Annotated in this window: 25 protein-coding genes; 21 read left to right on the top strand and 4 right to left on the bottom strand. The window is 66.1% G+C overall.

From position 1 onward, the window contains the following. Positions 1 to 4: 4 nt before the first annotated feature. The 18 genes from J5M67_RS25505 to J5M67_RS25420 all read left to right on the top strand — a co-directional run bounded on the left by J5M67_RS25505 (position 5) and on the right by J5M67_RS25420 (position 18,474). The gene (locus tag J5M67_RS25505) at positions 5 to 754 is read left to right on the top strand and encodes a quinoprotein dehydrogenase-associated SoxYZ-like carrier (protein WP_207888210.1); all 750 of its coding nucleotides are present in this window, start codon (positions 5 to 7) and stop codon (positions 752 to 754) included. Positions 755 to 780: 26 nt separating this feature from the next. Beyond that, positions 781 to 1,710, top strand: coding sequence for a quinoprotein relay system zinc metallohydrolase 1 (locus tag J5M67_RS25500; protein ID WP_207888209.1), 930 nt, complete (start codon positions 781 to 783; stop codon positions 1,708 to 1,710). A 361-nt stretch (positions 1,711 to 2,071) separates the two neighbouring features. After that, on the top strand, positions 2,072 to 3,844 hold the full coding sequence (locus J5M67_RS25495; RefSeq protein ID WP_207888208.1) for a methanol/ethanol family PQQ-dependent dehydrogenase: 1,773 nt from the start codon (positions 2,072 to 2,074) through the stop codon (positions 3,842 to 3,844). An 807-nt stretch (positions 3,845 to 4,651) separates the two neighbouring features. Then, positions 4,652 to 6,172, top strand: a complete 1,521-nt coding sequence (locus J5M67_RS25490; protein WP_207888207.1) for an aldehyde dehydrogenase family protein — start codon at positions 4,652 to 4,654, stop codon at positions 6,170 to 6,172. A 582-nt stretch (positions 6,173 to 6,754) separates the two neighbouring features. Beyond that, positions 6,755 to 6,826 (top strand): pyrroloquinoline quinone precursor peptide PqqA, encoded by a 72-nt coding sequence (pqqA, locus tag J5M67_RS25485; protein WP_003106462.1) that lies wholly within the window; start codon positions 6,755 to 6,757, stop codon positions 6,824 to 6,826. 47 nt (positions 6,827 to 6,873) lie between these two features. After that, positions 6,874 to 7,788 (top strand): pyrroloquinoline quinone biosynthesis protein PqqB, encoded by a 915-nt coding sequence (pqqB, locus tag J5M67_RS25480; protein ID WP_207888206.1) that lies wholly within the window; start codon positions 6,874 to 6,876, stop codon positions 7,786 to 7,788. A gap of 23 nt (positions 7,789 to 7,811) precedes the next feature. Beyond that, positions 7,812 to 8,561 carry a pyrroloquinoline-quinone synthase PqqC gene (pqqC, locus tag J5M67_RS25475; RefSeq protein WP_207888205.1) on the top strand — a complete coding sequence of 250 codons (750 nt, stop codon included), beginning with the start codon at positions 7,812 to 7,814 and terminating at the stop codon, positions 8,559 to 8,561. After that, positions 8,561 to 8,839, top strand: a complete 279-nt coding sequence (gene pqqD / locus J5M67_RS25470; protein WP_207888204.1) for a pyrroloquinoline quinone biosynthesis peptide chaperone PqqD — start codon at positions 8,561 to 8,563, stop codon at positions 8,837 to 8,839. The genes pqqC and pqqD overlap by 1 nt, the downstream gene beginning before the upstream one ends. Beyond that, positions 8,811 to 9,959: a pyrroloquinoline quinone biosynthesis protein PqqE gene (gene pqqE, locus J5M67_RS25465; RefSeq protein WP_207888203.1), complete on the top strand. Its 1,149-nt coding sequence runs from the start codon at positions 8,811 to 8,813 to the stop codon at positions 9,957 to 9,959. Before pqqD ends, pqqE begins: the two co-directional genes overlap by 29 nt. A 2-nt stretch (positions 9,960 to 9,961) precedes the next feature. After that, positions 9,962 to 11,743, top strand: coding sequence for a S9 family peptidase (locus tag J5M67_RS25460; RefSeq protein ID WP_207888202.1), 1,782 nt, complete (start codon positions 9,962 to 9,964; stop codon positions 11,741 to 11,743). Positions 11,744 to 11,841: 98 nt separating this feature from the next. Further along, the gene (gene ercA, locus J5M67_RS25455; protein ID WP_207888201.1) at positions 11,842 to 13,005 is read left to right on the top strand and encodes an alcohol dehydrogenase-like regulatory protein ErcA; all 1,164 of its coding nucleotides are present in this window, start codon (positions 11,842 to 11,844) and stop codon (positions 13,003 to 13,005) included. Continuing rightward, positions 12,989 to 14,683: a NahK/ErcS family hybrid sensor histidine kinase/response regulator gene (locus J5M67_RS25450; RefSeq protein WP_207888200.1), complete on the top strand. Its 1,695-nt coding sequence runs from the start codon at positions 12,989 to 12,991 to the stop codon at positions 14,681 to 14,683. Before ercA ends, J5M67_RS25450 begins: the two co-directional genes overlap by 17 nt. Positions 14,684 to 14,875: 192 nt before the next feature. Continuing rightward, positions 14,876 to 15,193 carry a helix-turn-helix domain-containing protein gene (locus tag J5M67_RS25445; RefSeq protein WP_368735952.1) on the top strand — a complete coding sequence of 106 codons (318 nt, stop codon included), beginning with the start codon at positions 14,876 to 14,878 and terminating at the stop codon, positions 15,191 to 15,193. Next, positions 15,186 to 16,448 (top strand): type II toxin-antitoxin system HipA family toxin, encoded by a 1,263-nt coding sequence (locus J5M67_RS25440; RefSeq protein WP_207888198.1) that lies wholly within the window; start codon positions 15,186 to 15,188, stop codon positions 16,446 to 16,448. The genes J5M67_RS25445 and J5M67_RS25440 overlap by 8 nt, the downstream gene beginning before the upstream one ends. Before the next feature lie 160 nt (positions 16,449 to 16,608). Beyond that, the gene (locus tag J5M67_RS25435) at positions 16,609 to 16,833 is read left to right on the top strand and encodes a PLD nuclease N-terminal domain-containing protein (protein ID WP_207888197.1); all 225 of its coding nucleotides are present in this window, start codon (positions 16,609 to 16,611) and stop codon (positions 16,831 to 16,833) included. Between the two features lie 101 nt (positions 16,834 to 16,934). Next, positions 16,935 to 17,087, top strand: a complete 153-nt coding sequence (locus tag J5M67_RS25430; protein WP_243434883.1) for a hypothetical protein — start codon at positions 16,935 to 16,937, stop codon at positions 17,085 to 17,087. Positions 17,088 to 17,507: 420 nt separating this feature from the next. After that, the gene (locus tag J5M67_RS25425) at positions 17,508 to 17,810 is read left to right on the top strand and encodes a hypothetical protein (protein ID WP_207888196.1); all 303 of its coding nucleotides are present in this window, start codon (positions 17,508 to 17,510) and stop codon (positions 17,808 to 17,810) included. A gap of 52 nt (positions 17,811 to 17,862) precedes the next feature. Then, positions 17,863 to 18,474, top strand: coding sequence for a Yip1 family protein (locus tag J5M67_RS25420; protein WP_207888195.1), 612 nt, complete (start codon positions 17,863 to 17,865; stop codon positions 18,472 to 18,474). A 9-nt stretch (positions 18,475 to 18,483) separates the two neighbouring features. On the opposite strand, the gene J5M67_RS25415 is transcribed toward J5M67_RS25420, so the two are convergent. Then, positions 18,484 to 18,624 carry a hypothetical protein gene (locus J5M67_RS25415; RefSeq protein ID WP_207888194.1) on the bottom strand — a complete coding sequence of 47 codons (141 nt, stop codon included), beginning with the start codon at positions 18,622 to 18,624 and terminating at the stop codon, positions 18,484 to 18,486. 194 nt (positions 18,625 to 18,818) lie between these two features. Between J5M67_RS25415 and J5M67_RS25410 the strand changes: the two genes are divergently transcribed. Then, a complete protein-coding gene (locus J5M67_RS25410; protein WP_207888193.1) occupies positions 18,819 to 19,334 on the top strand; it encodes a DUF4142 domain-containing protein in 516 nt (171 codons plus the stop codon). Positions 19,335 to 19,388: 54 nt separating this feature from the next. Here the strand turns inward: J5M67_RS25410 and J5M67_RS25405 are convergent, their stop codons facing one another. The 3 genes from J5M67_RS25405 to J5M67_RS25395 form a co-directional block, all read right to left on the bottom strand. Further along, complete coding sequence (locus J5M67_RS25405) at positions 19,389 to 19,841, bottom strand: PA2169 family four-helix-bundle protein (protein WP_207888224.1); 453 nt, start codon at positions 19,839 to 19,841, stop codon at positions 19,389 to 19,391. Between the two features lie 75 nt (positions 19,842 to 19,916). Continuing rightward, positions 19,917 to 20,672: a S9 family peptidase gene (locus J5M67_RS25400; RefSeq protein WP_207888192.1), complete on the bottom strand. Its 756-nt coding sequence runs from the start codon at positions 20,670 to 20,672 to the stop codon at positions 19,917 to 19,919. After that, positions 20,656 to 21,576, bottom strand: a complete 921-nt coding sequence (locus tag J5M67_RS25395; RefSeq protein WP_368735951.1) for a DUF3182 family protein — start codon at positions 21,574 to 21,576, stop codon at positions 20,656 to 20,658. Before J5M67_RS25395 ends, J5M67_RS25400 begins: the two co-directional genes overlap by 17 nt. Here J5M67_RS25395 and J5M67_RS25390 point away from each other — a divergent pair. Together J5M67_RS25390 and J5M67_RS25385 are read left to right on the top strand one after the other, a co-directional pair. Next, positions 21,496 to 22,944: an arylsulfatase gene (locus J5M67_RS25390; RefSeq protein ID WP_243434881.1), complete on the top strand. Its 1,449-nt coding sequence runs from the start codon at positions 21,496 to 21,498 to the stop codon at positions 22,942 to 22,944. The two genes, J5M67_RS25395 and J5M67_RS25390, sit on opposite strands and share 81 nt — an antisense overlap. Positions 22,945 to 23,068: 124 nt before the next feature. Next, complete coding sequence (locus J5M67_RS25385) at positions 23,069 to 25,579, top strand: fused MFS/spermidine synthase (RefSeq protein ID WP_207888191.1); 2,511 nt, start codon at positions 23,069 to 23,071, stop codon at positions 25,577 to 25,579. Positions 25,580 to 25,778: the final 199 nt, after the last annotated feature.

Here is a 25,778-nt window from a genome sequence, read left to right as displayed (position 1 = left end):
GCTGATGCGCAGGCGAGAACTGCTGCTGGGGATCTGCGCACTGCCGCTGCTGGCAGCGGCGGTGGAGGGCGACCCGATGCCCTCGGTGATGTGGGAGTACCACCACAAGCGCCTGCTGAACGGCGAGCCGTACGTGTTCGATGAGCGCGTGAAGCTGGGCGTGCCGCCGTTCGCCGAGGATTCGCGGCAGGTGCCGGTGGAAGTCGACGCCCGCGCTTTGCCGGGGCGCTTCGACCGCCTGCTGCTGTGGGCCGAGCTGAACCCGATTCCCCATGTGCTGACGCTCTATCCGGGCGAGCACCTGGAACCGCTGCTGGCGGTGCGCATCCGCATCGAGCAGGCCACGCCGATCCGTGCCGCGCTGCGGGACGAGAAGGGTGTCTGGCACGTCGGCTCGGCCTGGGTCGACGCCGCCGGCGGTGGCTGCACCGCGCCCAGCGTGGTGCGTGCGCAACCGGGCTGGGAGGACCGGCTCGGCCAGGTGCATGGTGAGTCGTACCCCAGGGGCGAGTACAGCCGCGTGCGCCTGTCGGTGTCGCACCCGATGGACAACGGGCTGGTCGGCGGCATTCCCGAGTTCTACCTGGACCACGCCGAACTGCGCGGGCCGGGCGGGGAAGTCTTCGCCCGCCTGGATCTGTTCCCGGCGGTGAGCGAAAACCCGACCTTCACCTTCGAGGTGCGCGGCCATCCGCACACCGAGCTCTGGCTGCACGACAACAACGGCAACCAATTCCAGGCCGCTCTGCGCTGACGCCGCCCTGTACTGACGAGGTGCCCATGCGTTTCCTCCTGATCGCCCTGGCCTGCCTGTGCCTGCCGGCACTGGCCGACCTGCAGTACCACCTCCAGCCCCGGCAGATCGCCGCGGGCACCTGGCTGGTGGAGGGCAGTACCGACAACTTCGCCAAGGACAATGGCGGCGCCATCGTCAACATCGCCTTCATCGACACCGGCGACGGCGTGCTGGTGATCGATACCGGCCCGTCGAAGCGCTACGGCGAAGCCTTGCGTACGGTGATCCAGCAGACCACCGGCAAGCCGGTGAAGCGCGTGCTGCTGACCCATCACCACCCCGACCACGTGCTGGGTAATCAGGCCTTCACCGACGTGCCCATCGGCGCGCTGGCCGGCACCCGCAAGCTGCTGAAGGAGCAGGGCAATGCCATGGCGGAGAACATGTACCGCCTGGTCGGCGACTGGATGCGCGGCACGGAGGTGGTGCTGCCCAGCGAGACGGTGCAGCCGGGCACTCTGCAGATGGGCAGTCACCGATTCCGGTTGCTGGGATTGCGTGGGCATACCGGCGCGGACCTGGCGATCCTCGACGAGACCACCGGCGTGCTGTTCGCCGGGGACATCGTCTTCTACCAGCGCGCGCTGACCACGCCGAACAGTCCGGGACTGGACGTGTGGCTGGGCGATCTCGATACGCTGCAGCAGCTGCCGTGGAAACTCATCGTTCCCGGGCACGGCCCCGTCGCCACCGATGCCGCGCCCTTTGCGCAGATGCGCGATTACCTCGGCTGGCTGGATAGTGTGATGCGCGACGGCATCGCCCAGGGCGCGGACATGAACGACCTGCTGCGCACGCCCATTCCCGAGCGTTTCGCCGGCGTCAGCCTGACGCGCTATGAGCTGATCCGCAGCGTCAGCCATCTTTATCCGCGCTATGAGCAGAAGGCGCTGCCGCGCGTCGACGAGCAGTGATTTTGCTTTCGTAGGATGGCGTGGAGCGAAGCGATACCCATCATTTTCATGCACCATCCGCATGGGTATCGCTGCGCTCCACCCATCCTACAGAGACGCCCCCTGATACATTTGTTGCGGGCTCAACTGTAGGAGCGCGCCATGCGCGCGATCGCGGGCATGGCCCGCTCCTACAGGTCAACTCCGCTGTATCCGCTCCTACGCACGCCACTATTTCCGCGCCTCTGCGGCCCGGTATTGCTACCAAGGAACTAGAAAATTCGGCACTGCGTTCAATTGTTGGCCACCGTCCCCCAACCAAGAATCTGCGACAGACCGGGAAATTATCCCGGGTACAACAACAATCGCAGAGGCGCACGCCATGAGACAGCTCCAACCTTTCGCCCGCACCGTGCTGTTTACCGCCATCAGCCTGGCCAGCCTGGGTGCCCACGCCGGGGTCACCGACCAGGACATCAGTGATTCCGCCAAGCGCACCGACCAGGTCGTGGTCAACGGGATCAACCAGCAGGGCCAGCGTTTCAGCCCGCTGAAAACCCTGAACAGCGACAACGTGAAGGAGCTGCGGCCGGTGTGGGCGCTGTCCTTCGGCGGCGAGAAGCAGCGCGGCCAGCAGGCCCAGCCGCTGGTCAAGGACGGCGTGATGTACGTCACCGCCTCCTACTCGCGGGTCTTCGCGGTGGATGCGCGCACCGGGCGCAAACTGTGGCAGTACGACGCGCGCCTGCCCGACGGCATCATGCCCTGCTGCGACGTGATCAACCGTGGCGTGGCGCTGTACGACGACCTGGTGATCTTCGGCACCCTGGACGCCAAGCTGGTCGCCCTGAACAAGGACACCGGCAAGGTGGTGTGGAAGAAGACCGTGGCGGACTACAAGGCCGGCTATTCCATCTCCGCCGCGCCGCTGATCGCCAAGGGCAAGCTGATCACCGGCGTGGCCGGCGGCGAGTTCGGCGTGGTCGGCAAGATCGAGGCGTACGACCCCACCAACGGTGAGCTGCTGTGGAGCCGCCCGACCGTGGAAGGCCACATGGGCTACGTCTACAAGGACGGCAAGGCCATCGAGAACGGCATTTCCGGCGGCGAAGCGGGCAAGACCTGGCCGGGCGACCTGTGGAAGACCGGCGGCGCCGCGCCCTGGCTGGGCGGCTACTACGACCCGAGCACCGACTCGCTGTTCATCGGCACCGGCAACCCGTCGCCGTGGAACTCGCACCTGCGTCCGGGCGACAACCTGTTCTCCTCCTCGCGCCTGGCGCTGAACCCGGAGGACGGATCCATCAAGTGGCACTTCCAGACCACCCCGCACGACGGCTGGGACTTCGACGGCGTGAACGAGCTGGTGTCCTTCGACTACAAGGACGGCGGCAAGAACGTCCAGGCGGCGGCCACCGCCGACCGCAACGGCTTCTTCTACGTGCTCGACCGCACCAACGGCAAGTTCATCCGCGGCTTCCCGTTCGTGGACAAGGTGACCTGGGCCAAGGGCCTGGATAAAGACGGTCGCCCGATCTACGACGACGCCCACCGTCCGGGCGCGCCGGGGCAGGGGACCGAGAAGGGTTCCTCGGTGTTCGTCTCGCCGTCCTTCCTCGGCGGCAAGAACTGGATGCCCATGGCCTACAGCCAGGACACCGGCCTGTTCTACGTGCCATCCAACGAGTGGGGCATGGACATGTGGAACGAGAACATCGCCTACAAGAAGGGCGCGGCGTACCTCGGCGCGGGCTTCACCATCAAGCCGCTGAACGACAAGTACATCGGCGTGCTGCGCGCCATCGATCCGAAGACCGGCAAGCAGGTCTGGCGTTACGAGAACTACGCGCCGCTGTGGGGCGGCGTGCTGGCGACCCACGGCAACCTGGTGTTCACCGGCAACCCCGAGGGCTACCTGATGGCCTTCGACGCCAAGTCGGGCAAGAAGCTCTATGAGTTCAACACCGGCTCGGGCGTGATTGCCTCGCCGATCACCTGGGAGATGGATGGCGAGCAGTACGTGACTGTGCTCTCCGGCTGGGGCGGCGCGGTGCCGCTGTGGGGTGGCGAGGTGGCCAAGCGCATCAAGGACCTGGACCAGGGTGGGATGATCTGGACCTTCAAGCTGCCCAAGGATCTGGTGGCGAAGAAGTGATGGTGTTGTGAGGTGAGCAGAGGGCCGGCCGTTGAGCTGGCCCTTTGTTTTTGGCGCGACCGCCGGTGCCGTTGCCGGGGGCGGCGACACGGAATTCACCTTGTAGGAGCGGGCCATGCCCGCGATCCGCCGGCAGGGCCGGCGCCTAGCCTTTGCTCCGATGATGTTGCAGGGTAGCTGCTTCTACGTGGGTGTTTCAGCGTCGCCTCGGTATGCGCTCGGACATTTTGTTTCGCCCCCTCGGGCGAGTCACTTCTTCCAAACGCCGAAGAAGTAACCAAGAAGGCTTGCCCCTGCATCCGGGTCCCGCTTCGCGGGACTTCCCTCGCTCCATCGGAGTTTCAGGGGCACGCGTCGACGGGCCATCCATGGCCCAACGACGCTCTCGCGGCATCCATGCCGCTCAACCCCTGAAACTCCGATTCCACTCGGCCTCCTGAAGGGGCGCTTCGGAGTGCGCGGGCGTTTCTCTGGAAATCCTCAGAGCACGAGCCAAAGCAATGAGAGGAACCCCCGTAGGAGCGGACCTTGTCCGCGAAATCCTTCGCGGCGGACCTTACGCTGGCAGGCAACATCAGGTGCTTGCCGCCTCCTGTAGGAGCGTGCTTGCTCGCGAACCACCCAGTGTCGTAGGGCGGATAACCCGTTCCGGGTTATCCGCCCTACGACCGGCCATGCCCGCCGCATCTACTACCAAATGAGTAACCCATCGCTCCCATGGGGGCATTCCGGGCCGGGAAGGTCGCTGCCTAAGATCGCTCCATCACCTGGCCGATGGAGGCCGGGACCCGACAGGAGAGCACCACCATGATCTACGCCGCACCCGGAACCCCCGGCGCCGTCGTCACCCTCAAGCCGCGCTACGGCAACTACATCGGCGGCGAGTTCGTTGCGCCGGTGCTGGGGCAGTACTTCAGCAACACCTCGCCGGTGAATGGCGAAGTCATCGCCGAATTCCCGCGTTCTACCGCCGAAGACATCGAGCGCGCCCTGGACGCCGCCCATGCCGTAGCCGGCAGCTGGGGGCGCACCTCGGTGCAGGACCGCGCGCTGATCCTGCTGAAGATCGCCGACCGCATCGAGCAGAACCTGGAACAACTGGCCGTCGCCGAAACCTGGGACAACGGCAAGGCCGTGCGCGAAACCCTGAACGCCGACGTGCCGCTGGCCGCCGACCACTTCCGCTACTACGCCGGCTGCATCCGCGCGCAGGAAGGCGGCGCCGCCGAGATCAACGAGAACACCGTCGCCTACCACATCCACGAACCGCTGGGCGTGGTCGGGCAAATCATCCCGTGGAACTTCCCGCTGCTGATGGCCGCGTGGAAACTCGCCCCGGCCCTGGCCGCCGGCAACTGCGTGGTGCTCAAGCCGGCCGAGCAGACCCCGCTGTCGATCATGCTGCTGGCCGAGATCATCGGCGACCTGCTGCCGCCGGGTGTGCTGAACATCGTCCAGGGCTTCGGCAGGGAAGCGGGCCAGGCGCTGGCCACCAGCAAGCGCATCGCCAAGATCGCCTTCACCGGCTCGACCCCGGTCGGCTCGCACATCCTCCACTGCGCGGCGGAGAACATCATCCCGTCCACCGTCGAGCTGGGCGGCAAGAGCCCGAACATCTTCTTCGAGGACATCATGCAGGCCGAACCGGCCTTCATCGAGAAAGCCGCCGAGGGCCTGGTGCTGGCCTTCTTCAACCAGGGCGAGGTGTGCACCTGCCCGTCGCGGGCGCTGGTGCAGGAGTCGATCTTCGAGCCGTTCATGGCCGAGGTGATGAAGAAGATCAAAGCGATCAAGCGCGGCAACCCGCTGGACACCGAGACCATGGTCGGCGCCCAGGCCTCGCAGCAGCAGTACGAGAAGATCCTGTCCTACCTCGACATCGCCCAGAGCGAAGGCGCCGAGCTGCTCACCGGCGGCTCCAGCGAGCGCCTGGAGGGTGATTTGGCCAGCGGCTATTACATCCAGCCGACCCTGCTCAAGGGCAACAACAAGATGCGCGTGTTCCAGGAGGAAATCTTCGGACCCGTCGTGGGCGTGACCACCTTCAAGGACGAGGCCGAAGCCCTGGCGATCGCCAACGACACCGAGTTCGGCCTCGGCGCCGGCGTCTGGACCCGCGACATCAACCGCGCCTGGCGCATGGGGCGTGGTATCCAGTCCGGCCGCGTGTGGACCAACTGCTACCACCTGTACCCGGCGCACGCCGCGTTCGGCGGCTACAAGAAGTCCGGCGTCGGCCGCGAAACCCACAAGATGATGCTCGACCATTACCAGCAGACCAAGAACCTGCTGGTGAGCTACGACATCAACCCGCTGGGCTTCTTCTAAGCGAGCAGCAGGCCGGCGGACCTTCCCCCATCGGGTCCGTCGGCCACCTCTCCGGTGTACCCGTCAGTCTTTCCAACGGGCATCCCTTGTGTCGACGCGCCCGCTCGGGCGGCCGTCCGCTTCCGTGCCCACTCCCTCGGGTGACGGCCTTCGTCGAACGCGACTCCGGTCGCGTTTTCTTTTTTCCGGGTAATGGTTTTGTTCGCGAGCAAGCTCGCTCCTACAGGTTGGCCTGGGCGCTCTTCGTAGGAGCGAGCTTGCTCGCGAACCCGGAGGCTACCGCGAACTGGAAGGTCCTGCAGGATCGTAGGGCGGATAACGTTCGACGTTATCCGCCGTTTGCCCTGGGCTGCAGGGCACTCCGAAATCGACCAGGGCGCCAACGGCGAACTAAGGTTAAACGGCGTACCGCCGTGAACGGTTGTACGTCCTGCGCGGCGAGACGCGCACTCGCTACCAAATCAGGGGGGAATCTCCTTCGAAAGTATCATTCGGCGCGTCCGCCCCCGGTGGTTAACTCGATCTACCGGGACAACCGGTGCGATGCCTGAACGACATCCCCAACAACAAGAGGACAGACCCATGTGGACCAAGCCTAGCTTCACCGACCTGCGCCTTGGCTTCGAAGTGACCCTGTACTTCGCCAACCGCTGATCCACGCGGCCCCGGTCCGCCGGGGCCCCTGCCCACGGGGCACTGTCATGCACATCCGAATTCTCGGGTCGGCCGCCGGTGGCGGCTTCCCCCAGTGGAACTGCAACTGCCGCAACTGCCGCGGCGTACGCGACGGCAGCGTGATCGCGCAGCCACGCACCCAGTCCTCCATCGCGCTGTCCGACGATGGCGAGAACTGGATACTCTGCAACGCTTCCCCCGATATCCGTGCCCAGCTGGCATCCTTCCCGGCGCTGCAGCCGGCGCGGCGCCTGCGCGATTCGGCGATTGCCGCCATCGTCCTGCTGGACAGCCAGATCGACCACACCACCGGCCTGCTCAGCCTGCGCGAGGGTTGCCCGCACGAGGTGTGGTGCACGGAGATGGTCCACCAGGACCTGTCCACGGGCTTCCCGTTGTTCCCCATGCTGTCGCACTGGAACGGCGGGCTGAAGCACAAGCTCATCGAGCTGGACGCCGAACCCTTCGTCATTCCCGCCTGTCCGGGCCTGCGCCTCACCGCCATCGCCCTGCGCAGCAGCGCGCCGCCGTACTCGCCGCATCGCGGCAACCCGCATCCGGGGGACAACATCGGCCTGTTCGTCGAAGACCTCTCCACCGGCGGCAAGCTGTTCTATGCGCCGGGCCTGGGACAGGTGGACGACGCGCTGCTGGCGTGGATGCGCCAGGCCGACTGCCTGCTGGTGGACGGCACCCTCTGGCGCGACGACGAGATGCGCGTCTGCGAAGTGGGCGACAAGCTCGGCAGCGAGATGGGCCACCTGGCCCAGAGCGGGCCCGGCGGCATGCTCGAAGTGCTCGACGGCATCGACGGGCCGCGCAAGGTGCTCATCCATATAAACAACACCAACCCCATCCTCGACATCGCCTCGCCCGAACGCGCCGAACTGGACGCGCACGGCGTCGAAGTGGCGTTCGACGGCATGGGCATCTACCTGTAAGGCTCTTGAGGAAGGATGCCGCGATGACCCGCGAAGCCATGAGCCCCACCGAGTTCGAGCAGGCGCTGCGCGCCAAGGGCGCCTGCTACCACATCTTCCACCCGTACCACGTGGCCATGTACGAAGGCCGTGCGACCCGCGAGCAGATCCAGGGCTGGGTGGCGAACCGTTTCTACTACCAGGTGAACATTCCGCTGAAGGATGCGGCGATCCTCGCCAACTGCCCGGACCGCGAGGTGCGCCGCGAGTGGCTGCAGCGCATCCTCGACCATGACGGTGCGCCGGGCGAGGAGGGCGGCATCGAGGCGTGGCTGCGCCTGGGCGAATCCGTGGGGCTGGACCGCGAGCAGGTGCTGTCCCAGGAGCTGGTGCTGCCCGGCGTGCGCTTCGCGGTGGACGCCTACGTCAACTTCGCCCGCCGCGCCAGCTGGCAGGAAGCGGCCAGCAGCTCGCTGACCGAGCTGTTCGCCCCGCAGATCCACCAGTCGCGGCTGGACAGCTGGCCGCAGCACTACCCGTGGATCGACGCCACCGGCTACGACTACTTCCGCAAGCGCCTGTCCCAGGCGCGCCGCGACGTCGAGCACGGGCTGCGCATCACCCTGGAGCACTATCGCACCCGCGAGGCCCAGGAGCGCATGCTGGAAATCCTGCAATTCAAGCTCGACGTACTCTGGAGCATGCTCGACGCGATGAGCATGGCCTATGAACTGGAGCGCCCGCCGTACCACACGGTGACGAGCGAGCGCGTATGGCACAGGGGGTTGCTGTGATGAGTCTGCCTTCGCTGGACAGCGTACCGGCGCTGCGCCGGGGCTTCCGCCTGCAATTCGAACCGGCCCAGGGCTGCCATGTGCTGCTCTACCCGGAGGGCATGGTGAAGCTCAACGAGAGCGCCGGGGCGATCCTCGGCCGAGTCGACGGCCTGCGTGACGTCGCCGGCATCATCGACGGCCTGCGTGGCGATTTCCCCGGCGTGCCGGGCATCGACGAAGACATCCTGGCATTCCTCGAGGTGGCCCATGCGCAATTCTGGATCGAGCTGCGCTGAGGCGCCGGTGGGCCCGCCGCTCTGGCTGCTGGCCGAGCTGACCTACCGCTGCCCGCTGCAGTGCCCGTACTGCTCCAACCCGCTGGATTTCGCCAAGGGCGGCGAGGAGCTTTCCACCCAGCAATGGATCGAAGTGTTCCGCCAGGCCCGCGAGATGGGCGCGGCGCAGCTGGGCTTCTCCGGCGGCGAGCCGCTGGTGCGCCAGGACCTCGCCGAGCTGATCGCCGCCGCGCGCGGGCTGGGCTTCTACACCAACCTGATCACCTCCGGCATCGGTCTCAACGAGACGCGCCTGAAGGAATTCGCCGACGCGGGGCTGGATCACATCCAGATCAGCTTCCAGGCCGCCGACGAGGAGGTGAGCAACCTGCTCGCCGGCTCGCGCAAGGCCTTCGCCCAGAAGCTCGCCATGGCCCGCGCGGTGAAGGCCCACGGTTACCCGATGGTGCTGAACTTCGTCACCCACCGGCACAACATCGACAGCATCGACCGCATCATCGAGCTGTGCATCGAGCTGGAAGCCGACTTCGTCGAACTCGCCACCTGCCAGTTCTACGGCTGGGCCGAGCTGAACCGCGCCGGCCTGTTGCCGACCCGCGAGCAGTTGCAGCGCGCCGAGCGCATCACCGCGCAGTACCGCGAGCGCCTGGCCGCCGAAGGCAACCCGTGCAAGCTGATCTTCGTGGTGCCCGACTACTACGAGGAACGCCCCAAGGCCTGCATGGGCGGCTGGGGCAGCGTGTTCCTCGACGTCACCCCGGACGGCACCGCGCTGCCTTGCCATAGTGCGCGGCAGTTGCCGGTGAAGTTCCCCAATGTGCGCGAGCACAGCCTGCAGCACATCTGGTACGAGTCGTTCGGCTTCAACCGCTTCCGTGGCGACTCGTGGATGCCCGAGCCGTGCCGTTCCTGCGACGAGAAGGAACGCGACTTCGGCGGCTGCCGCTGCCAGGCCTTCATGCTCACCGGCGATGCCGAGGCCACCGACCCGGTGTGCGCCAAGTCGGCCCACCACGGCATCATCCTCGACGCCCGCCGCGAGGCGGAAACGTCGGCCGCGCCGCTCAGCGCCCTGACCGCGCGCAATGAGCGGGCCTCGCAGCTGATCTGCAAGGCCTGAGTGTGGAACGCGACGACTGGAGCGCCGAACGCGCGGTAGCCGCCGCCGGGGACTTCGCCGAGCTGCACGTCGCTCACGGCGGTCTGTTGTGGGCCGCCTTCGACCCCGCCAGCGCACGCTGCCGGCTGTTCCTGCGCCGTGAGGGTCAGACCCGCGAACTGACTCCACCCGGCGCCTCGGTGCGCAGCCGCGTCTACGAATACGGTGGTGGCTCCTGCTGCGCCACCGCCGACGGCGTGGCCTGGGTGGAAGAGGGCGACCAGCATGTGCGCTGGCTGCGTCTGGGCGGCACGCCGCGCTCCATCACCCACCGCGGCGACTGCCGCTACGGCGATCTGCATTACGTCGCCGCCTGGAATGCGTTGCTGGCGGTGGAAGAAGAGGGTATGCGCCACCGGATAGTCCGCCTCGACGGCGATGGCCGGCGCCGGGTGATCGCCGAAGGCGCAGACTTCTACGCGTCACCGGTGGCCGACAGCAGCGCCAGGCGCATCGCCTGGGTCGAGTGGGATCGCCCCGACCAGCCCTGGACGCGAACCCGGCTGGTCGAATCCTTCGCGGGCGAGCAGCGCTGCCTGGCCGGACAGACTGCAAGCGAATCCATCCAGCAACCACGCTTCGACAGCCACGGACGACTGCATTGGTTGAGCGATCGCGACGGTTACTGGCAGCCGTACCACGAGGAGCGCGGTGCGTTGCCGTGCGCCGCCGCGGACCACGCCAGCGCGCCCTGGCAGCTGGGCGGCAGCACCTTCCTGCCGCTGGCGGACGGCAGCCTGCTGGCGACCCGCTACGAGGAAGGGTGCGGCGTGCTGGTGCTCTACGACGGACGCGGCAACGAGCGGCGACTGGCGCCGGAGTACAGCCGCTTCCGCTCGCTGGCGGCTGACGAACAGCACCTCTATTGCATAGCCGCCGCGCCGGACCGTTTGCCGACGCTGCTGGCGATCCGCCGGGTGGACGGCTCCACCCAGATGCTGGCCGGGGGCGAGCGGCCGCTGGCCGAGGCCGAGCTGTCCCGTGGCGAAGCCTTCCGTTACCGGGTGGGCGCCGAGGAGTGCGGCCACGGCTTCTTCTATCCCGCCCACGGAGCCAGCGGGCCGCCACCGCTGGTGGTGTTCCTGCATGGCGGGCCGACCTCGGCCTGCTACCCGGTATTCGATGGCCGCATCCAGTTCTGGACGCGGCGCGGCTTCGCGGTGGCCGATCTCAACTACCGGGGCAGCAGCGGCTACGGTCGCGCCTACCGCGAACGGCTGCACCTGGGCTGGGGCCAGGTGGAAGTGGAGGACATCGGCGCGGCGCTGGACTTCCTGGCGAGGGCCGGGCGCATCGACCGCCAGCGGGTGTTCGTGCGTGGCGCCAGTGCCGGCGGCTACAGCGCGCTGATGGCCCTGGCGCGACTCGACGGCCTGCGCGGCGGCGCCAGTCTCTATGGCGTCAGCGACCCGCAGGCCCTGGCGCGGGTGACCCACAAGTTCGAGGCGGACTATCTGGACTGGCTGATCGGCGACCCCGTGCAGGACGCCGAGCGTTACCGCAATCGCACGCCGGTACTGCTGGCCGGCGATATCCAGGTGCCGGTGATCTTCTTCCAGGGCGAGCTGGATGCGGTGGTGGTGCCGGCGCAGACCGACGCCATGGTCGAAAGCCTGCGGCAACGGGGTGTGCCGGTGGAAGTTCATCGCTATGCGGGCGAACGCCACGGATTTCGCCAGAGCGCCAACCTGGCCCACGCCCTGGAAGCGGAATGGCGTTTCTATCAGGCTCTGTTGGCTGTCTGAGTTGGCTGTCTGAAACGTCTGCCAAGGTCGCATTGCAAACCCTGACGGATGCAGTAGGCTGCGGGAAATATCCCATAACAATAACGACAGAGCCCCCGATGTCTCACGAGCTCAGCCAACTGCGCAAATTCGTCTCGCCAGAGATCATTTTCGGTGCCGGATGCCGGCACAATGTCGCCAACTACGTAAAAACCTTCGGCGCCCGCAAGGTGCTGGTGGTGTCCGACCCCGGCGTACTCGCCGCCGGCTGGGTCGCCGACATCGAAGCCAGCCTGGCCGCCCAGGACATTCCCTTCTGCCGCTATACCGATGTCTCGCCCAACCCGCGCGTGGAGGAAGTGATGCGCGGCGCCGACGTCTACCGCAGCGAGGGCTGCAACGTCATCGTCGCCGTCGGCGGCGGTAGCCCCATGGATTGCGCCAAGGGCATCGGCATCGTCGCCGCCCACGGCCGCAACATCCTCGAATTCGAGGGCGTGGACACCCTGCGCGTGCCCAGCCCGCCGCTGATCCTGATCCCGACCACCGCCGGCACCTCGGCGGACGTCTCGCAGTTCGTGATCATCTCCAACCAGGACGAGCGGATGAAATTCTCCATCGTCAGCAAGGCGGTGGTGCCCGACGTGTCGCTGATCGACCCGGAAACCACCCTGACCATGGACCCGTTCCTCTCCGCCTGCACCGGCATCGACGCCCTGGTGCATGCGATCGAGGCCTTCGTCTCCACCGGCCACGGCCCGCTCACCGACCCCCACGCGCTGGAGGCCATGCGGCTGATCAACGGCAACCTGGTACAGATGATCGCCAACCCCGGCGATATCGCCCTGCGCGAGAAGATCATGCTGGGCAGCATGCAGGCGGGGCTGGCGTTCTCCAACGCCATCCTCGGCGCGGTGCACGCCATGTCCCACAGCCTGGGTGGCTACCTCGACCTGCCGCACGGCCTGTGCAATGCCGTGCTGGTGGAACACGTGGTGGCCTTCAACTACAGCGCCGCGCCCGAACGCTTCAAGGTGATCGCCGAAACCTTCGGCATCGACTGCCGCGGCCTGAACCACGCGCAGATCCGCCAGCGCCTGGTGGAGCACCTGATCGCCTTCAAGAACGCCGTGGGCTTCCATGAAAGCCTCGGCCCGCACGGCGTGGGCAGTTCGGACATTCCCTTCCTCTCGCGCCACGCCATGCAGGACCCGTGCATCCTCACCAACCCTCGCGAGTCCAGCCTGCGTGACGTCGAGGTGGTGTATGGCGAGGCCCTCTGACGAGCAGCAGCAACAGGCCCTGGCCGGGCTACTCGGCCTGGGCAGCCATTCCGCGCGCAAGAGCCATTACCCCGAACTGGTGGCGCGCCTGGACGAGCTGGAAACCGAGCGCAACCGCTATAAATGGCTGTTCGAGAATGCCGTCCACGGCATCTTCCAGGCCAGCCTGAGCCAGGGCCTGCGCGCCGCCAACCCGGCCCTGGCGCACATGCTCGGCTATGACGACCCGCAGCAGGTGCTGTGGGATCTGCAGGGCATGGCGACCCAGCTGTTCGCCGGCGGCGAGGCAGAGATGCGCCGCATCCGCGACCTGTTGCGCAATCAGGGCGGACTGTTCGGCTACGAGACGCGTCTGCGTCGGCATGACGGCAGCCATGTCGACGTGCTGATGAACCTGCTGATGAAGCCGGACGAGGAGGGGCTGGTCGAGGGCTTCGTCGCCGACATCACCGAGCGCGTCCAGGCCCAGCAACGCTTGCAGAACCTTAACGAGGAGCTGGAACAGCGCGTCGCCACCCGTACCCGCGAACTGGAAACGCTCAACCAGCAACTGCGTGAAGCCCGCGATGCCGCCGAGGCGGCCAACCTGTCCAAGGACAAGTACCTGGCAGCGGCCAGCCACGACCTGCTGCAACCGCTGAATGCCGCGCGCCTGTTGCTCTCGACCCTGCGCGAGCGGCAACTGCCGGCGTCCGAGCGACAGCTGGTGGAACGCACGCATCAGGCACTGGAGGGGGCGGAAAACCTGCTGAGCGACCTGCTGGAAATCTCCCGCCTGGACCAGAGCGCGATCCGCCCCGACCCGGAATCGCTGAACCTCGACGAATTGCTCGGCCCGCTGGCTTCGGAGTTCGATAGCGTGGCCCGCGCCTCGGGCCTGCAGTTGCGCACGCGCATTCCCGACCTGCGGGTGCGTACCGACGCCCACCTGGTGTCGCGCATCCTGCGTAATTTCCTCAGCAATGCCTGTCGCTACACCCCGCGTGGTGGCGTGCTGCTGGCCGCACGCCGACGCAGCGATAACGTACGCCTGGAAGTCTGGGACACCGGCCGGGGCATTCCGGCGGATCAGTTGCAGGCGATCTTCCGCGAGTTCAACCAACTCGATGTCGGCCGTGCTGCCGAGCGCCAGGGCGTTGGCCTGGGCCTGGCCATCGTCGAGCGGATTGCCGGGTTGCTCGGCTGCGAAGTCCAGGTGCGCTCGACCCTGGGGCGCGGCTCGCTGTTCGCCATCGAAATCCCTCTCGCCGGGGAACTGCCCGTACGCCTACCGGCTCCGAGTGCGCCACGTCCGAGCACCGGCGACCCGTTGCCGGGACGGCGCCTGCTGGTGATCGACAACGAAGAAGCCATTCTCTACAGCATGACGGCGCTGCTGGGCCAATGGGGTTGTGAAGTCCTCACGGCTACGGACCTGGAAACCGCCGTGGCCGCGCTGGGTTCGCACGCACCGGACATCGTCGTCGCCGATTACCACCTCGACTACGGGCTCACCGGCTGCCAGGTGGTCAAGGCACTGCGCGAACGCTACGCAACCGGCATTCCCGCCGTGATGATCACCGCCGACCGCAGCGATGAGTGCCGACGGGCACTGCAACGGCTGGACATTCCGCTGCTGAACAAGCCGGTCCGCCCCGGAAAGCTGAGGGCGGTGCTGAGTTCATTGGTGCAGGGGTAGGGCGCAGGTCCGTCAGGCGCTGCGCTTCCGGCCCCATGAATGACCGGCTTATAAATCCTTATTTCAGCGTATTAAGTGCTGAAATCACATATAAGAACTGAAATAAGGGATTTATCTTGCTGAAAAGTGATTTCCTCTTGTAACTCCTGTATTCAGTGGATTAACCTGCCTTTACCCATGATAAGGCCCTGAATTATGGAATTAACCCTGAGAAAGCCTGAAGAGATCGTCAAGCTGCTCGGCGAGCGTCTGCGCAAGGAGCGTGTGGCCCAGCAGATGACGCAGGCGGATGTAGCCGGCCGTGCCGGCGTTGGGGTCAACACGGTCTCCAATTTCGAGTCTGGCCGCAGCGTGGCCTTCGAAAGCGTGGTGCGAATCGCCATCGTCCTGGGCCGGGCCAAAGAAGTGGAGGCGCTGTTCATGCCCAAGCTCGACAGCCTGGACGACATCCTCCGCTATGAAGGCAGCGCTCGCCGCCAACGGGTCAAGAAGAAGGCCACCGATGCTTAAACAGGTTGATGTCTACTACGACGGCTGGGGCGAGCGTTGGCAATGGGGCACGCTGGTTTCGACCACGGCGATCACCGGTCGCCCGCTGATCGCCTTTGAATTCAGCGACGAAGCCAGGAGGAGGGGGCTGGAGCTCTCATCCCTGCTGCTCCCCTTGCAGGGGCCGGCGCTGCGACGCGATTTCCCGCCCCATCAGATGGGGCTGCCAGGACCAGTGTACGACTCGCTGCCCGATGGATGGGGCATGCTGCTGATGGACCGGTTGTTCAAGCGCAACGGCCTGAATCCCGCCCGTATCGGTCCATTGGAGCGGCTGGCCTATATCGGCAGAAACGCCATGGGCGCAATGGCTTTTCAGCCGCAGGCGGCGGAAGCCGATGCGCCGCCGGAGCGGATCACCCTGGATCGCCTGGCAACTGAAGTCCAGGACGTACTCAAGGGCGAAGGAGGGGAGTTCCTCCTGAGTCTGCTGCAGATGGGCGGCTCGCCCCAGGGGGCCAGGCCGAAGGCGCTGCTCTATCGATCGCCCCAGGGACGCAGCTTTTCATCGACGGCCATGCCAGGCATGGAGGCCTGGTTGGTCAAGTTCCCGGCCAACCAGGAGCATCCCGAGGTCTGCGCCATCGAAGATGTCTATGCGCATTGCCTGCGCCGCTGCGGCATCTCGACGCCGGATACCGAGTACTTTGCGCTTCCTGATGGCCAGACGGCCTTTGCCACCCGGCGTTTTGACCGGTGTGACGGCATGCGCGTCCCGATGCAGAGCCTTGCGGCCCTGACCGGGGCGGACTACCGGGTAGCGGGCAGCCTGGATTACACCGGTTTCCTGCGGGCGACTGCCGCCTGTACGAACGATGTCCGGGAGCGTGCACGGGCATTCGAGCGGGTGGTTTTCAACGTGGTATTCAACAACCGTGACGACCACCCCAAGAACTTCTCGTACGTCATGTCCCGCGCGGGAGACTGGACGCTGGCTCCCGCCTACGACGTGACCTTCTGCGAAGGCCCGGGCGGCTATCACCAGATGGATGTCCTGGGTGAGGCCCTGGATATCGGCAGAGCGCATCTGCTGGACCTGGCGGAGCAGGAGGCGGACCTCCCGGCCCAGGAGGCAGCCCGCATCATCGAGCACTTCTGCGAGGTGGCCGGTTCGTTCTCGCGGACAGCGATGGACCTGCTGCCGGGCCAGATCACCGCCGCCACACTGCGCACCATCCAGGGACGGATCGACGAGAACATTGCCCGGCTCCGGTAGGTTTCGCCAGGGGCCGCCTCCAGCCTCGAATCAGGACGAACCATGGCCACCAGCCGCCATCTACCCGAATACGGCGCAGGAAAGGAATTTCGTCCGTTGAAGGGAACCTTGCCGGGAATGACAGGCCAGCAACAGAACAAACCCACGCAGGAGGTGCGTCATGTCCTCGCTGGCAACCTGGGCGCTGATCGGCGTCGCAACACTCGTCGTGCTGTTGGATCTCTGGGCCATCATCAGCATTTTCAGAAGCGACACGAACGTCAACGCGAAGGCGCTGTGGTCGCTGCTGATCATCATCTTTCCGCTGCTGGGCCTGGCGATCTGGGGCGTCGCCGGCCCACGTGGCGTCACCCAGGGTCCGAGCTCACCGGAGCACAGCAAATAAGTCCGTTGCGAGGAGGTTCTCCATGGCCAACTGGATCATCAGCTATCAGAAGGACAACAAACACCTCGACACTGACGGTGTCAGCCGCCACCAAGCCCAGCATGGAAGCCGCCGCGGGGCAGTTGCTTGCCTGGGCGCGCAAGAATCTCGCACAGGGCGATTACGGCGCCGCGCACGAGAAGCCTGGGCACACACCGATCGATATGCTGCTGCATCTCTACGGAATCACTATCACGGGCATCACGCGGGAATGATGGAGGTGGAGCGTTGCATTCCAAAGCAGGAGCCTCATCAAGCAGAACTTGAAGAAGTACCGCTAAGTAGCTGATACAGCGAGACGTTCTGTGCGTGATTTTCCTGAGGGTGTGGGCTGTGACTCTTATTCGTAGGTTCGCATAATGTATATTATGTTAAATTACATAATGCGTAGTACGCCCGAGGATGGCCATAGCTCCCTGCAACGCGATCAGGCTCCAGATTTGCCGACGACCTTACGGCGCCTCTTCCGTGCAGAGTCGTTTCTGACCGGAGTTCCCCTCAACGGACGAAATCCCTCTTCCTGCACCGTTCATCCCGGATGCTGAACACCCGTGGACAGGCTCAGTCGACACCACGTGGCGACGAGAGACTTCGACGCCGACGCGATGGACACCACAACGCAGGAGGAACTCGCCATGGGCTGGAACGATCATCGAGACGTGGCACTCGACCACCAACTTCGCCAGTTGCTGGCTGAGCAAACTCTGGAGCCGGACAGCCGCCAGGAGATTCTCGCCCGTTACATCCTCGACCACGGTTTCGCCGCCTTGTCCGAGGAGCAGCAACAGCAGTTTCGGGATGACCTGCTGCCCTTGCTGAACCTCCCGTTCGATGCGGCGCCGGAGCCACCGCGCTCGCCTCAGATCAACGATCCGGGCAATGAAGATCCCGGCTCGCTGATCGAGATCGAAGTGGACGAGCTGACCCGCCGTCATTGACTCACGTCCTGCATCCTTCAACCGCCTTGCCACCCGAGGCCTGGAGTCCGCCATGAACTTTCCGCTGCTCGGTTTCTTCGTGCGTCCTGAACAGGCCTGGCGCGACCTGCGCCATGGCGTCGACCGGCATCCGCAGGCCTTCCTGCCGTTCTGGTTGCTGATGCCCTTGATACCCGCGATCTGCCTGCTGATCGGCACCACCCAGGTCGGCTGGCGCTTGCCGGGCGACGAGGACACCCAGGTGTTGAGCCTGGCCAGCGGCACCCTCCTCGCTTTTTGGTGTTATGCCGGCCTGGTAGCAGGCGTCGTGCTGATCGCCTACCTGGTGCGCTGGGTGCTGTTCCGCACGGAAAGCCGACCGGCCGTGGGCTTCAGCATGACCTTCTCGACCGCCGCAGCCCTGCCGCTGATGATCGCCGGCCTGGCCGCCCTGATGCCGTCGCGTTGGCTGCTGATCCTGGCCGCCGCCGCTGGCAGCGTCTATTCCGCCTGGTTGCTGTATATCGGCCTGCCGATCTACATGCGGCTGTCCCGGCGGCAAACGGCGTTCTATGGAGCCTGCATCCTGGCCTTCGGTTTCCTCGCCCTGCTCACCACGGCCTTCGGCTTCCTGGAGCTCTGGGGCCAGACCATGGTCGGCAGCGGCGAGTACCTGCAAAAGTAGCCGTGCAGCTCAGCGCTCAGGCTGCGGGACCGGCTCTTCCGGCGGTTGCTGCATGGGCACTTCTTCGGGGAACTCCTCGGGAATCTGGCTCTCCCGGTCGGGTGGTGACTCCTCCGGAACGGGGCGTTGGGCTTGGACGGGAACGGGCATGGTGTCGACCTCCAGGCTGGATGAATGAAACGCTGGTCTGTCGTTGGAGGACCGTCCGCGGGATCGTTCGTTTTTTCTGATCGCGGGCTACTGCCCGCACCGCCCGTGCGGAAACTCTGAACCCCCGCCCCCGAGCCTCGTCAACCCAGCAGGTCTCGCATGACGAGGCTCCCTTCCCGACACGGAGAATCATCATGAAAAATGCAGCACTCCTTCGCGGCGCACTGTTGTGCGCGTTCCTGCTACCCGCCGGGCCACTGCTCGCCGAGCAGTTCTCATCCCAGGGGCAACATTTCATCGGCGAAGCGTCGGCCGCGGGCATGGCGGAGATCGGCGCCGCCAAACTGGCCCTGAAGAAGAGCCAGTCGGCCGATGTGAAGACCTTCGCGCAGCACATCATCGATGATCACAGCAAGGCCAACACCCAGCTCAAGGAACTGGCCCAGAAGCACCAGTTGCAGTTGGCGGACGAGCCGAGCCTGGCCAGCCAGGCCAAGGCCAAGATCCTCGACGTGCGCAAGGAGTCCTTCGACGCGGCCTATGCCAATAACCAGGTCAGCGCCCACGAGGAAGCCGTGAAGCTGTTCACCGACGCTGCGGATCATGCCGCCGATACCGACATCAAGGCGTTCGCCCAGGAAACCCTGCCGGTACTGCAGCAGCACCTGGAAATGGCGCAGGCGCTGGCCAAGGCACACCCTTCGGATTGAATCGGCGAGGAGGACCGGAGTGCGCGCAGGACGCCCTCCGGCCCCACCCTGCCCTCACCCTGCCAGTTGCCGGCGCAAGGCGCGAATCTGGTCCTGGTTGCGGATCACCCCGGCGTACTGCCGGGTCACCAGTTCCCGGATATCCATTGGCAACGCCTGTTTCAGGGCGTCTTCATAGTGCTGCTGGGCGACATCCTCGCCACGCTCGCACTCGCTCATTATCGCCTCGTCATCCTTCCCGCCGACCCAGGCGCGCAGGTCGATCCAGCGCCGGTGCAGATCGGCGCCCAGGCTGGTGCCTTGCTCCGCCTGGCCGCCCAGTTCCAGCACGCACTCCTGCAGCTGTTGCGCAGCCACGTCGCACTGCCTGGCGCGACGCCTGAACAGTTCCTGCAGATGGGGTGCCGTCACGTGCTCGGCGCAGGTGAGAAAACCCTCTTTCCCATCACGGCACGTCTCGATCAGGTCGTTGAGGATGGTGACGGTCGCATTGTCGCTGTCGCTGATCATCTTCGGATTCCTCCCGGTCTGGCGGCGACGCTCCGGTGGCCGGATACGCCGCCTTGGTGTCGTTGGTTCGCTTCACCCCGTTGCCAAGCGACCTGCCCGCTCCCCTACCACCATCTCGGTGATCCAGCGAACCAGGATCTGGGTGTAGTCGTCCTGCGACTGTTCGCAGCTCAAGGCATGGTCGGCGCGGTCGATGATCCGGTGCGTCAGCGAGTGCGTGCGCTGGAAGGCCGAGCGATAGCTCATGATGGTGGCGTGGGGAATGAAGTCGTCATGCTCGGACTCCACCAGCAGCACGTCGCCGGTAAAGCCGGCACAGGCCTTCAGCGCGCGGTTGCTGGCGGCCGGGATGTGACTGGCGCGATAGGCCATCAGGTCCTCGCGCGGCAGCTCCCGCTTGGGCAGCAGCCAGTCCTCGTCGCGGTAGATCGCCGGTACCCGCAGCGCCAGCCAGCGCACCGCGCGCAGCTCGGTGAGGATGGCGGCGAGGTAGCCACCGTAGCTGGTGCCCACCACCGCAATCGCCGCAGGGTCGATGCGCGGGTGGGTCACCAGCTGGTCGTAGGCCGCCAGCAGGTCGTGCAGATTGTCTTCCCGGGTAATCCAGGCCTGCTGCGCCTCCCCTGCCCCGTGGCCGCGCAGGTCGAAGGTCAGGCACACGCAGCCGAGCCCGGCGATCCCCCGGGCGCGCTTGAGGTCGCGCTGCTGGCTGCCGCCCCAGCCGTGCACGAACAGCACGCCCGGCACATGGGTGCGTGGAATGAGGAAGTTACCCTGCAGGCGCAGGGGACCAACGTCGATATGGATGTCTTCACCGTTGGAGTTCATAAGGCTCCACCATTGCGTATTTCAGTTGAAGGTCGCCATGGCCATCGGGGCCGCGATAAAGGAGATGCGCGTTGTCGGGCAGCGCCTTGTCCTCGAAGATTTCGAAGGTGGAGGCGCGCACCACATGCAGCGTCGGGTCGGCGACGAAGGCTTCCAGCGCGGCCAGCTCGGCGCCACTGGCTCCGCCGACGCGCCAGGATTGTTCCAGCACCCCCGAGCAGGCCTGCCCCTGGGCATCGATACCCTGTACCAGGTCGTAGTTGCGGCGCGAGGCGTAGAACTGCGGAAACAACTGATGCGCGGCGCGATCGAACAGCCGCGCCTGCTCGATGGCCTGTCTGACGGACGCGACCAGGTCGAGTGAGAGCAGACCATCGAAGTCGCCCCGCACCACCAGCAGATCACTGCCGCCATACACCAGTTCGCCACGGCGGTTGCGGTTCTGCTGCTGGATGCCGTGATAGCTCAGGAGCACGCCATTGATCATGACCTGGCCGACGCTATGGGTCTGGGCGTTCTGCAGTTCGTCCTCGATGACTAGGCCGAGCTGGTAGTCGGCTTCCTCGTAGCGGTCCAGCGCCTCGGCCAACCCATCGGCGTCATGGACCACCTGCTGGCCCATGCCTCCGCGGCTACCCGCAGGCTTCAGGCGTTGCGGGCCGCGTTGCAGACGGGCGCTGGCGAAGCGCAGGGCGTCGTTGTGGCAGAACACGCTTTGCCCGTTCAGCACCAGGGGCTGCACCCGGCGCGCGAATGCCTGGTTCCAGCCGCGTGGCGTCAGTGTCGGTCGCTCCGGCAAGGGATGCACGATGGCCTTTCCGGCATGGAATTCCCGCTCCACGTAACCGCCGAACAGGTCCAGCGGACCGTGGACTCGCAGTGCGGCCGCCTGCTCGCGGCCCACTACCGTCGCATCCGGCACCCAATAGGTTGCACCGCCGGGCGCTCCACCTTCATCACCGGCCAGGCTTCGCTGCGCACCGGCCTGTCCAAGGTCGGCATGCCGGGGGTTCCGGTGGGCCTGCAGGCCCGTGACGTGACCATCGCCCAGGCGCTCAAGGCCCACGGCTATGCCACCGGCCAATTCGGCAAGAACCACCTGGGCGACCGCGACGAGTACCTGCCCACCAACCACGGTTTCGACGAGTTCTTCGGCAACCTCTACCACCTCAACGCCGAGGAAGAGCCGGAGCGCCCGTACTGGCCGAAGGACGACCCGGCCTTCATCAAGGCCGCTTCGCCGCGCGGGGTGATCCATTCCTTCGCCGACGGCAAGATCGAGGACACCGGCCCGCTGAACAAGAAGCGGATGGAGACCATCGACGACGAGACCACCCAGGCCGCCATCAACTTCATGGACAAGCAGGTGAAGGCCGACAAGCCGTTCTTCGTCTGGATGAACACCACCCGCATGCACGCCTTCACCCACATACGCGAATCCATGCAGGGCCAGAGCGGCATGCCGGGCAACGAGTACGCTGATGGCATGCTCGAGCACGACGGCGACGTCGGCAAGCTGCTCAAGGCGGTGGACGACCTGAAGATCGCCGACAACACCATCGTCGTCTACACCACCGACAACGGCCCGAACCAGTGGTCCTGGCCGGATGCGGCCACCACCCCGTTCCGCAACGAGAAGAACTCCAACTGGGAAGGCGCCTACCGGGTGCCGGCGATGATCCGCTGGCCGAACCACGTCAAGCCGGGCACCGTCTCCACCCAGATGTTCTCCGGCCTGGACTGGTTCCCGACCCTGCTGGCGGCCGTCGGCGATACCGACATCAAGGATCGCCTGCTCAAGGGCACTGATGTCGGCGGCAAGAACTTCAAGGTGCACCTGGACGGCTACAACCAGCTGGACTACCTGACCGGCAAGTCCAACGAGAGTGCGCGCAAGGAGTTCTATTACTTCAACGACGAGGCCGAGTTGGTGGGCATGCGCTTCAACGACTGGAAAATCGTCTGGTGCGAACAGCGCGCACCGGGTGGCCTGAAGGTCTGGAGCGAGCCATTCACCTGCCTGCGCGTGCCCAAGCTGTTCAACCTGCGCATGGACCCCTACGAGCGGGCGGATGTGGTCTCCGACCAGTATTACGACTGGCTGACCAAGAACGACTATCTGCTGTTCCAGGGGACTCGCAAGGCGGCAGCCTTCCTGCAGACCTTCGTCGACTATCCGCCGAGTCAGCGTCCGGCCAGCTTCAGCATCGACCAGATCCGCAAGGACGTGGATGCAAAGATCGAGGCGAAGATGAAGCAGGGCGCCAAGTAATCTGAACTGCGCGATGGGCGCCTGCCTCAGGTGTCCGAACCCGGCCCGCGACGGATTTTCCGTCGCGGGCTTTCCTCTGTCTGAGAAGGCTTATCCGATGTCCTCAGCCGCCGGCTCCTCCCGCATGAGTACCTCACGCAGCGCAGAACGCAGCATCCACCAGGGCAGGCAGGCGCGTCTGCTGATTCCCGCGCTGTTGCTGTTCGTCTCCGGGGGCGCGGCGCTCGTCTACCAGGTGCTGTGGGTCAAGCAGCTGTCGCTGGTGGTGGGAGTCGAAGTGTTCGCCGTGACCACCGCGATCAGCGCATTCTTCGCAGGTCTGGCCTTCGGTGGCCTGGCCTTCGGACGCTGGGCCGACCGCCTGAAGCGTCCGGTGCTTCTGTATGCGGGCCTGGAACTGCTGGTGGCGATTCTCGGAGTCGCCGCCACGCTGGCCCTGTCGGCCTCCGCGGAGCCCTTTGCCCGCCTGGAGGCCAGCGTCGGCCTGCTGGCCTGGCTGCTGCCGTTTCTGCTGGTGGGCGTACCGGCCTTCTTCATGGGCGGTACGCTGCCGGTACTGATGCGCGCCGTGCAGCCCGACACCGGGCAGATGGGCCGCGCCGGCGGCGGCCTGTACGCCGCCAATACCACCGGCGCCATCGCCGGGACCCTGCTGGCAGCCTTCCTGCTGTTGCCAACCCTCGGCGTGGTGGGCGGCGCCTGTGCCGCGGCCGCCCTCAACCTGCTGGCGGCCGCCGGGGCATTGCTTGCCCAGCGCGGCGCCGTCGAGCCCGTCCCCGAACCCGTCACGGCCAGCGGCAAGCGCAGTCCGGCGGCGCGCCTGGCCACTGCGCTCTACTGCCTCGCCGGCGGTGTCGCACTGGGTTACGAAGTGGTGTGGACGCAGTCCATCGTGCAATTCATGAGTACCCGTACCTTCGCCTTCGCGGTGGTACTGGCCACCTACCTGCTCGGCCTGGTGCTGGGCAGCGCGATTTACGCGCGGCGGGCCGACCGTCTGCGCGACCCCTGGGGCGTGTTCGCGGTGCTGATCGCGGCGGCCGGCCTGCTCGCCATCCTGCAGATTGCCGGGCTCGGGCAGTGGCTGGTGGCGGCGCAGAGCGCCGTCGAGATGACGGTGCTGAGCCTGGGGGGCAGCGAACTGGCGGGGATGTCCGCGCGCTTCGCGGTGGCCGCGTTGAGCGTGGTGTTCCTGCCGACCACCTTGCTGGGCGCTGCGTTCCCACTGGCGCTGCGCCTGGCGGTGGAGCGCGGGCATGTCGGCCGCGATGTCGGCCTGGTGGTGGCGCTGAATACCCTGGGCGGCATCCTCGGCGTGGTGCTGACCGGCTTCCTGCTGGTGCCGGCCCTGGGCCTGGTGCGCACCCTGGCGCTGCTCGCCATTCTCGCCGCGGCCATCGGCCTGCTGGCGGTCTGGCGCGGCAGCGGCGTGGGCAAGGGCGGGCGTATCGCCGTCATGGCAATAGCCCTCGCGACCCTGGCGACCGCGGTGCTGACGCCGCCACGCCATCTGGCCGAACTGATGCCGGCGGCGCGCAACGGGCAGATCACCTTCTACCAGGAAGGCCGGGGCGGCACCGTCGCCGTGGTGCAGCAGGGCAAGGGCGACCGGCGTTTCAACCGCCTCTACATCCAGGGCGTATCCAACACCGGCGATGCCATGCCGTCGCTGCGCTACATGCGCCTGCAGGCGCTGTTGCCGCTGCTGATCCACCGGGGCGAGCCGCGCTCCTCGCTGGTTATCGGCTTCGGCACCGGCATCACCGTTGGCGCGATGCTGCGCTACCGCGACCTGGAGCATCCGGTGGTGGCCGAATTGCTGCCCGAAGTGCTGGCCGCCGCGCCGGACTTCCAGGGCACTTTCGGCGCGATCAGCGACCCGCGCCTGGACATCCGCCTGCGCGACGGCCGCCGCGAACTGCTGCGCAGCGACGAGCGCTACGACATGATCACCCTGGAACCGCCGCCCCCCTCGGCGGCCGGCGTGGTCAACCTGTACTCGCGGGACTTCTACCAGCTGGCCGCCCGCCGCCTGCGGGAGAACGGCGTGGTCGCCCAGTGGCTGCCGCTGCCGACCCAGAACGACGAAGACAGCCGCTCGCTGGTGCGCAGCTTCATCGACGTGTTCCCCTACGCCTCGCTGTGGACCACCGAGTTCCACGAGATGCTGCTGGTCGGCTCGCTGCAACCGCTGCAACTGGATGTCCCGCGCATCCGCCAGCGCTTCGAGCAGCCCGAGATCGCGGCGGCCCTGGGCGCAGTGGGGGTCGATTCGCCACAAGCCTTGCTGGCCACCTGGATCACCGATCGCGAGGGCCTTGAGCGCTATGCCGGCGACGCCCCGGCGGTGACCGACGACCAGCCGCGCATCGAATACGCCCCCTGGGTGCGCTCGCGGGAAATTACCCGCGTACTACCGACGCTCCTCGCGCTACGCTCGCCGCCGCCCCTGGAAGGCGCCGAACCCTCGTTCCGTGGCGCGGTGGACGATGAGTGGCAGAGCCTGCGCCGCTTCTACGGCCTGAGCCTGCACGCCTACCGTGGCGAGCGCGAGGCCTGGGCACGGGACGTGCGGCAGATCGCCCGGGAGGAGGGCGATAACCCCTATTACCGGTGGTTCCTCGGCGGGCAGTGAAACGAGCCGCGCCCGGCGAAAGGGAAAAATGCAAAGGCCAGGCTGAACGCGAGTTCGCCTGGCCTTTGTGGTTTACGGGTTGAGGAAACCACGCCCCATCCGGGCGTGGCGGGTAGATCACTGCTTCTGGGCAGCCGCCTGCTGCTGTTTCATCTTCTCGGCGATCTTCTGGTACACCGACTGCTGCACCTGGTCGATG

The organism is Pseudomonas sp. 30_B, from assembly GCF_017491605.1.
Taxonomy (GTDB): Bacteria; Pseudomonadota; Gammaproteobacteria; order Pseudomonadales; family Pseudomonadaceae; genus Pseudomonas.
Note: the sequence above shows the minus strand (reverse complement) of the source record. Positions and strands in the feature narration are given on the sequence as shown.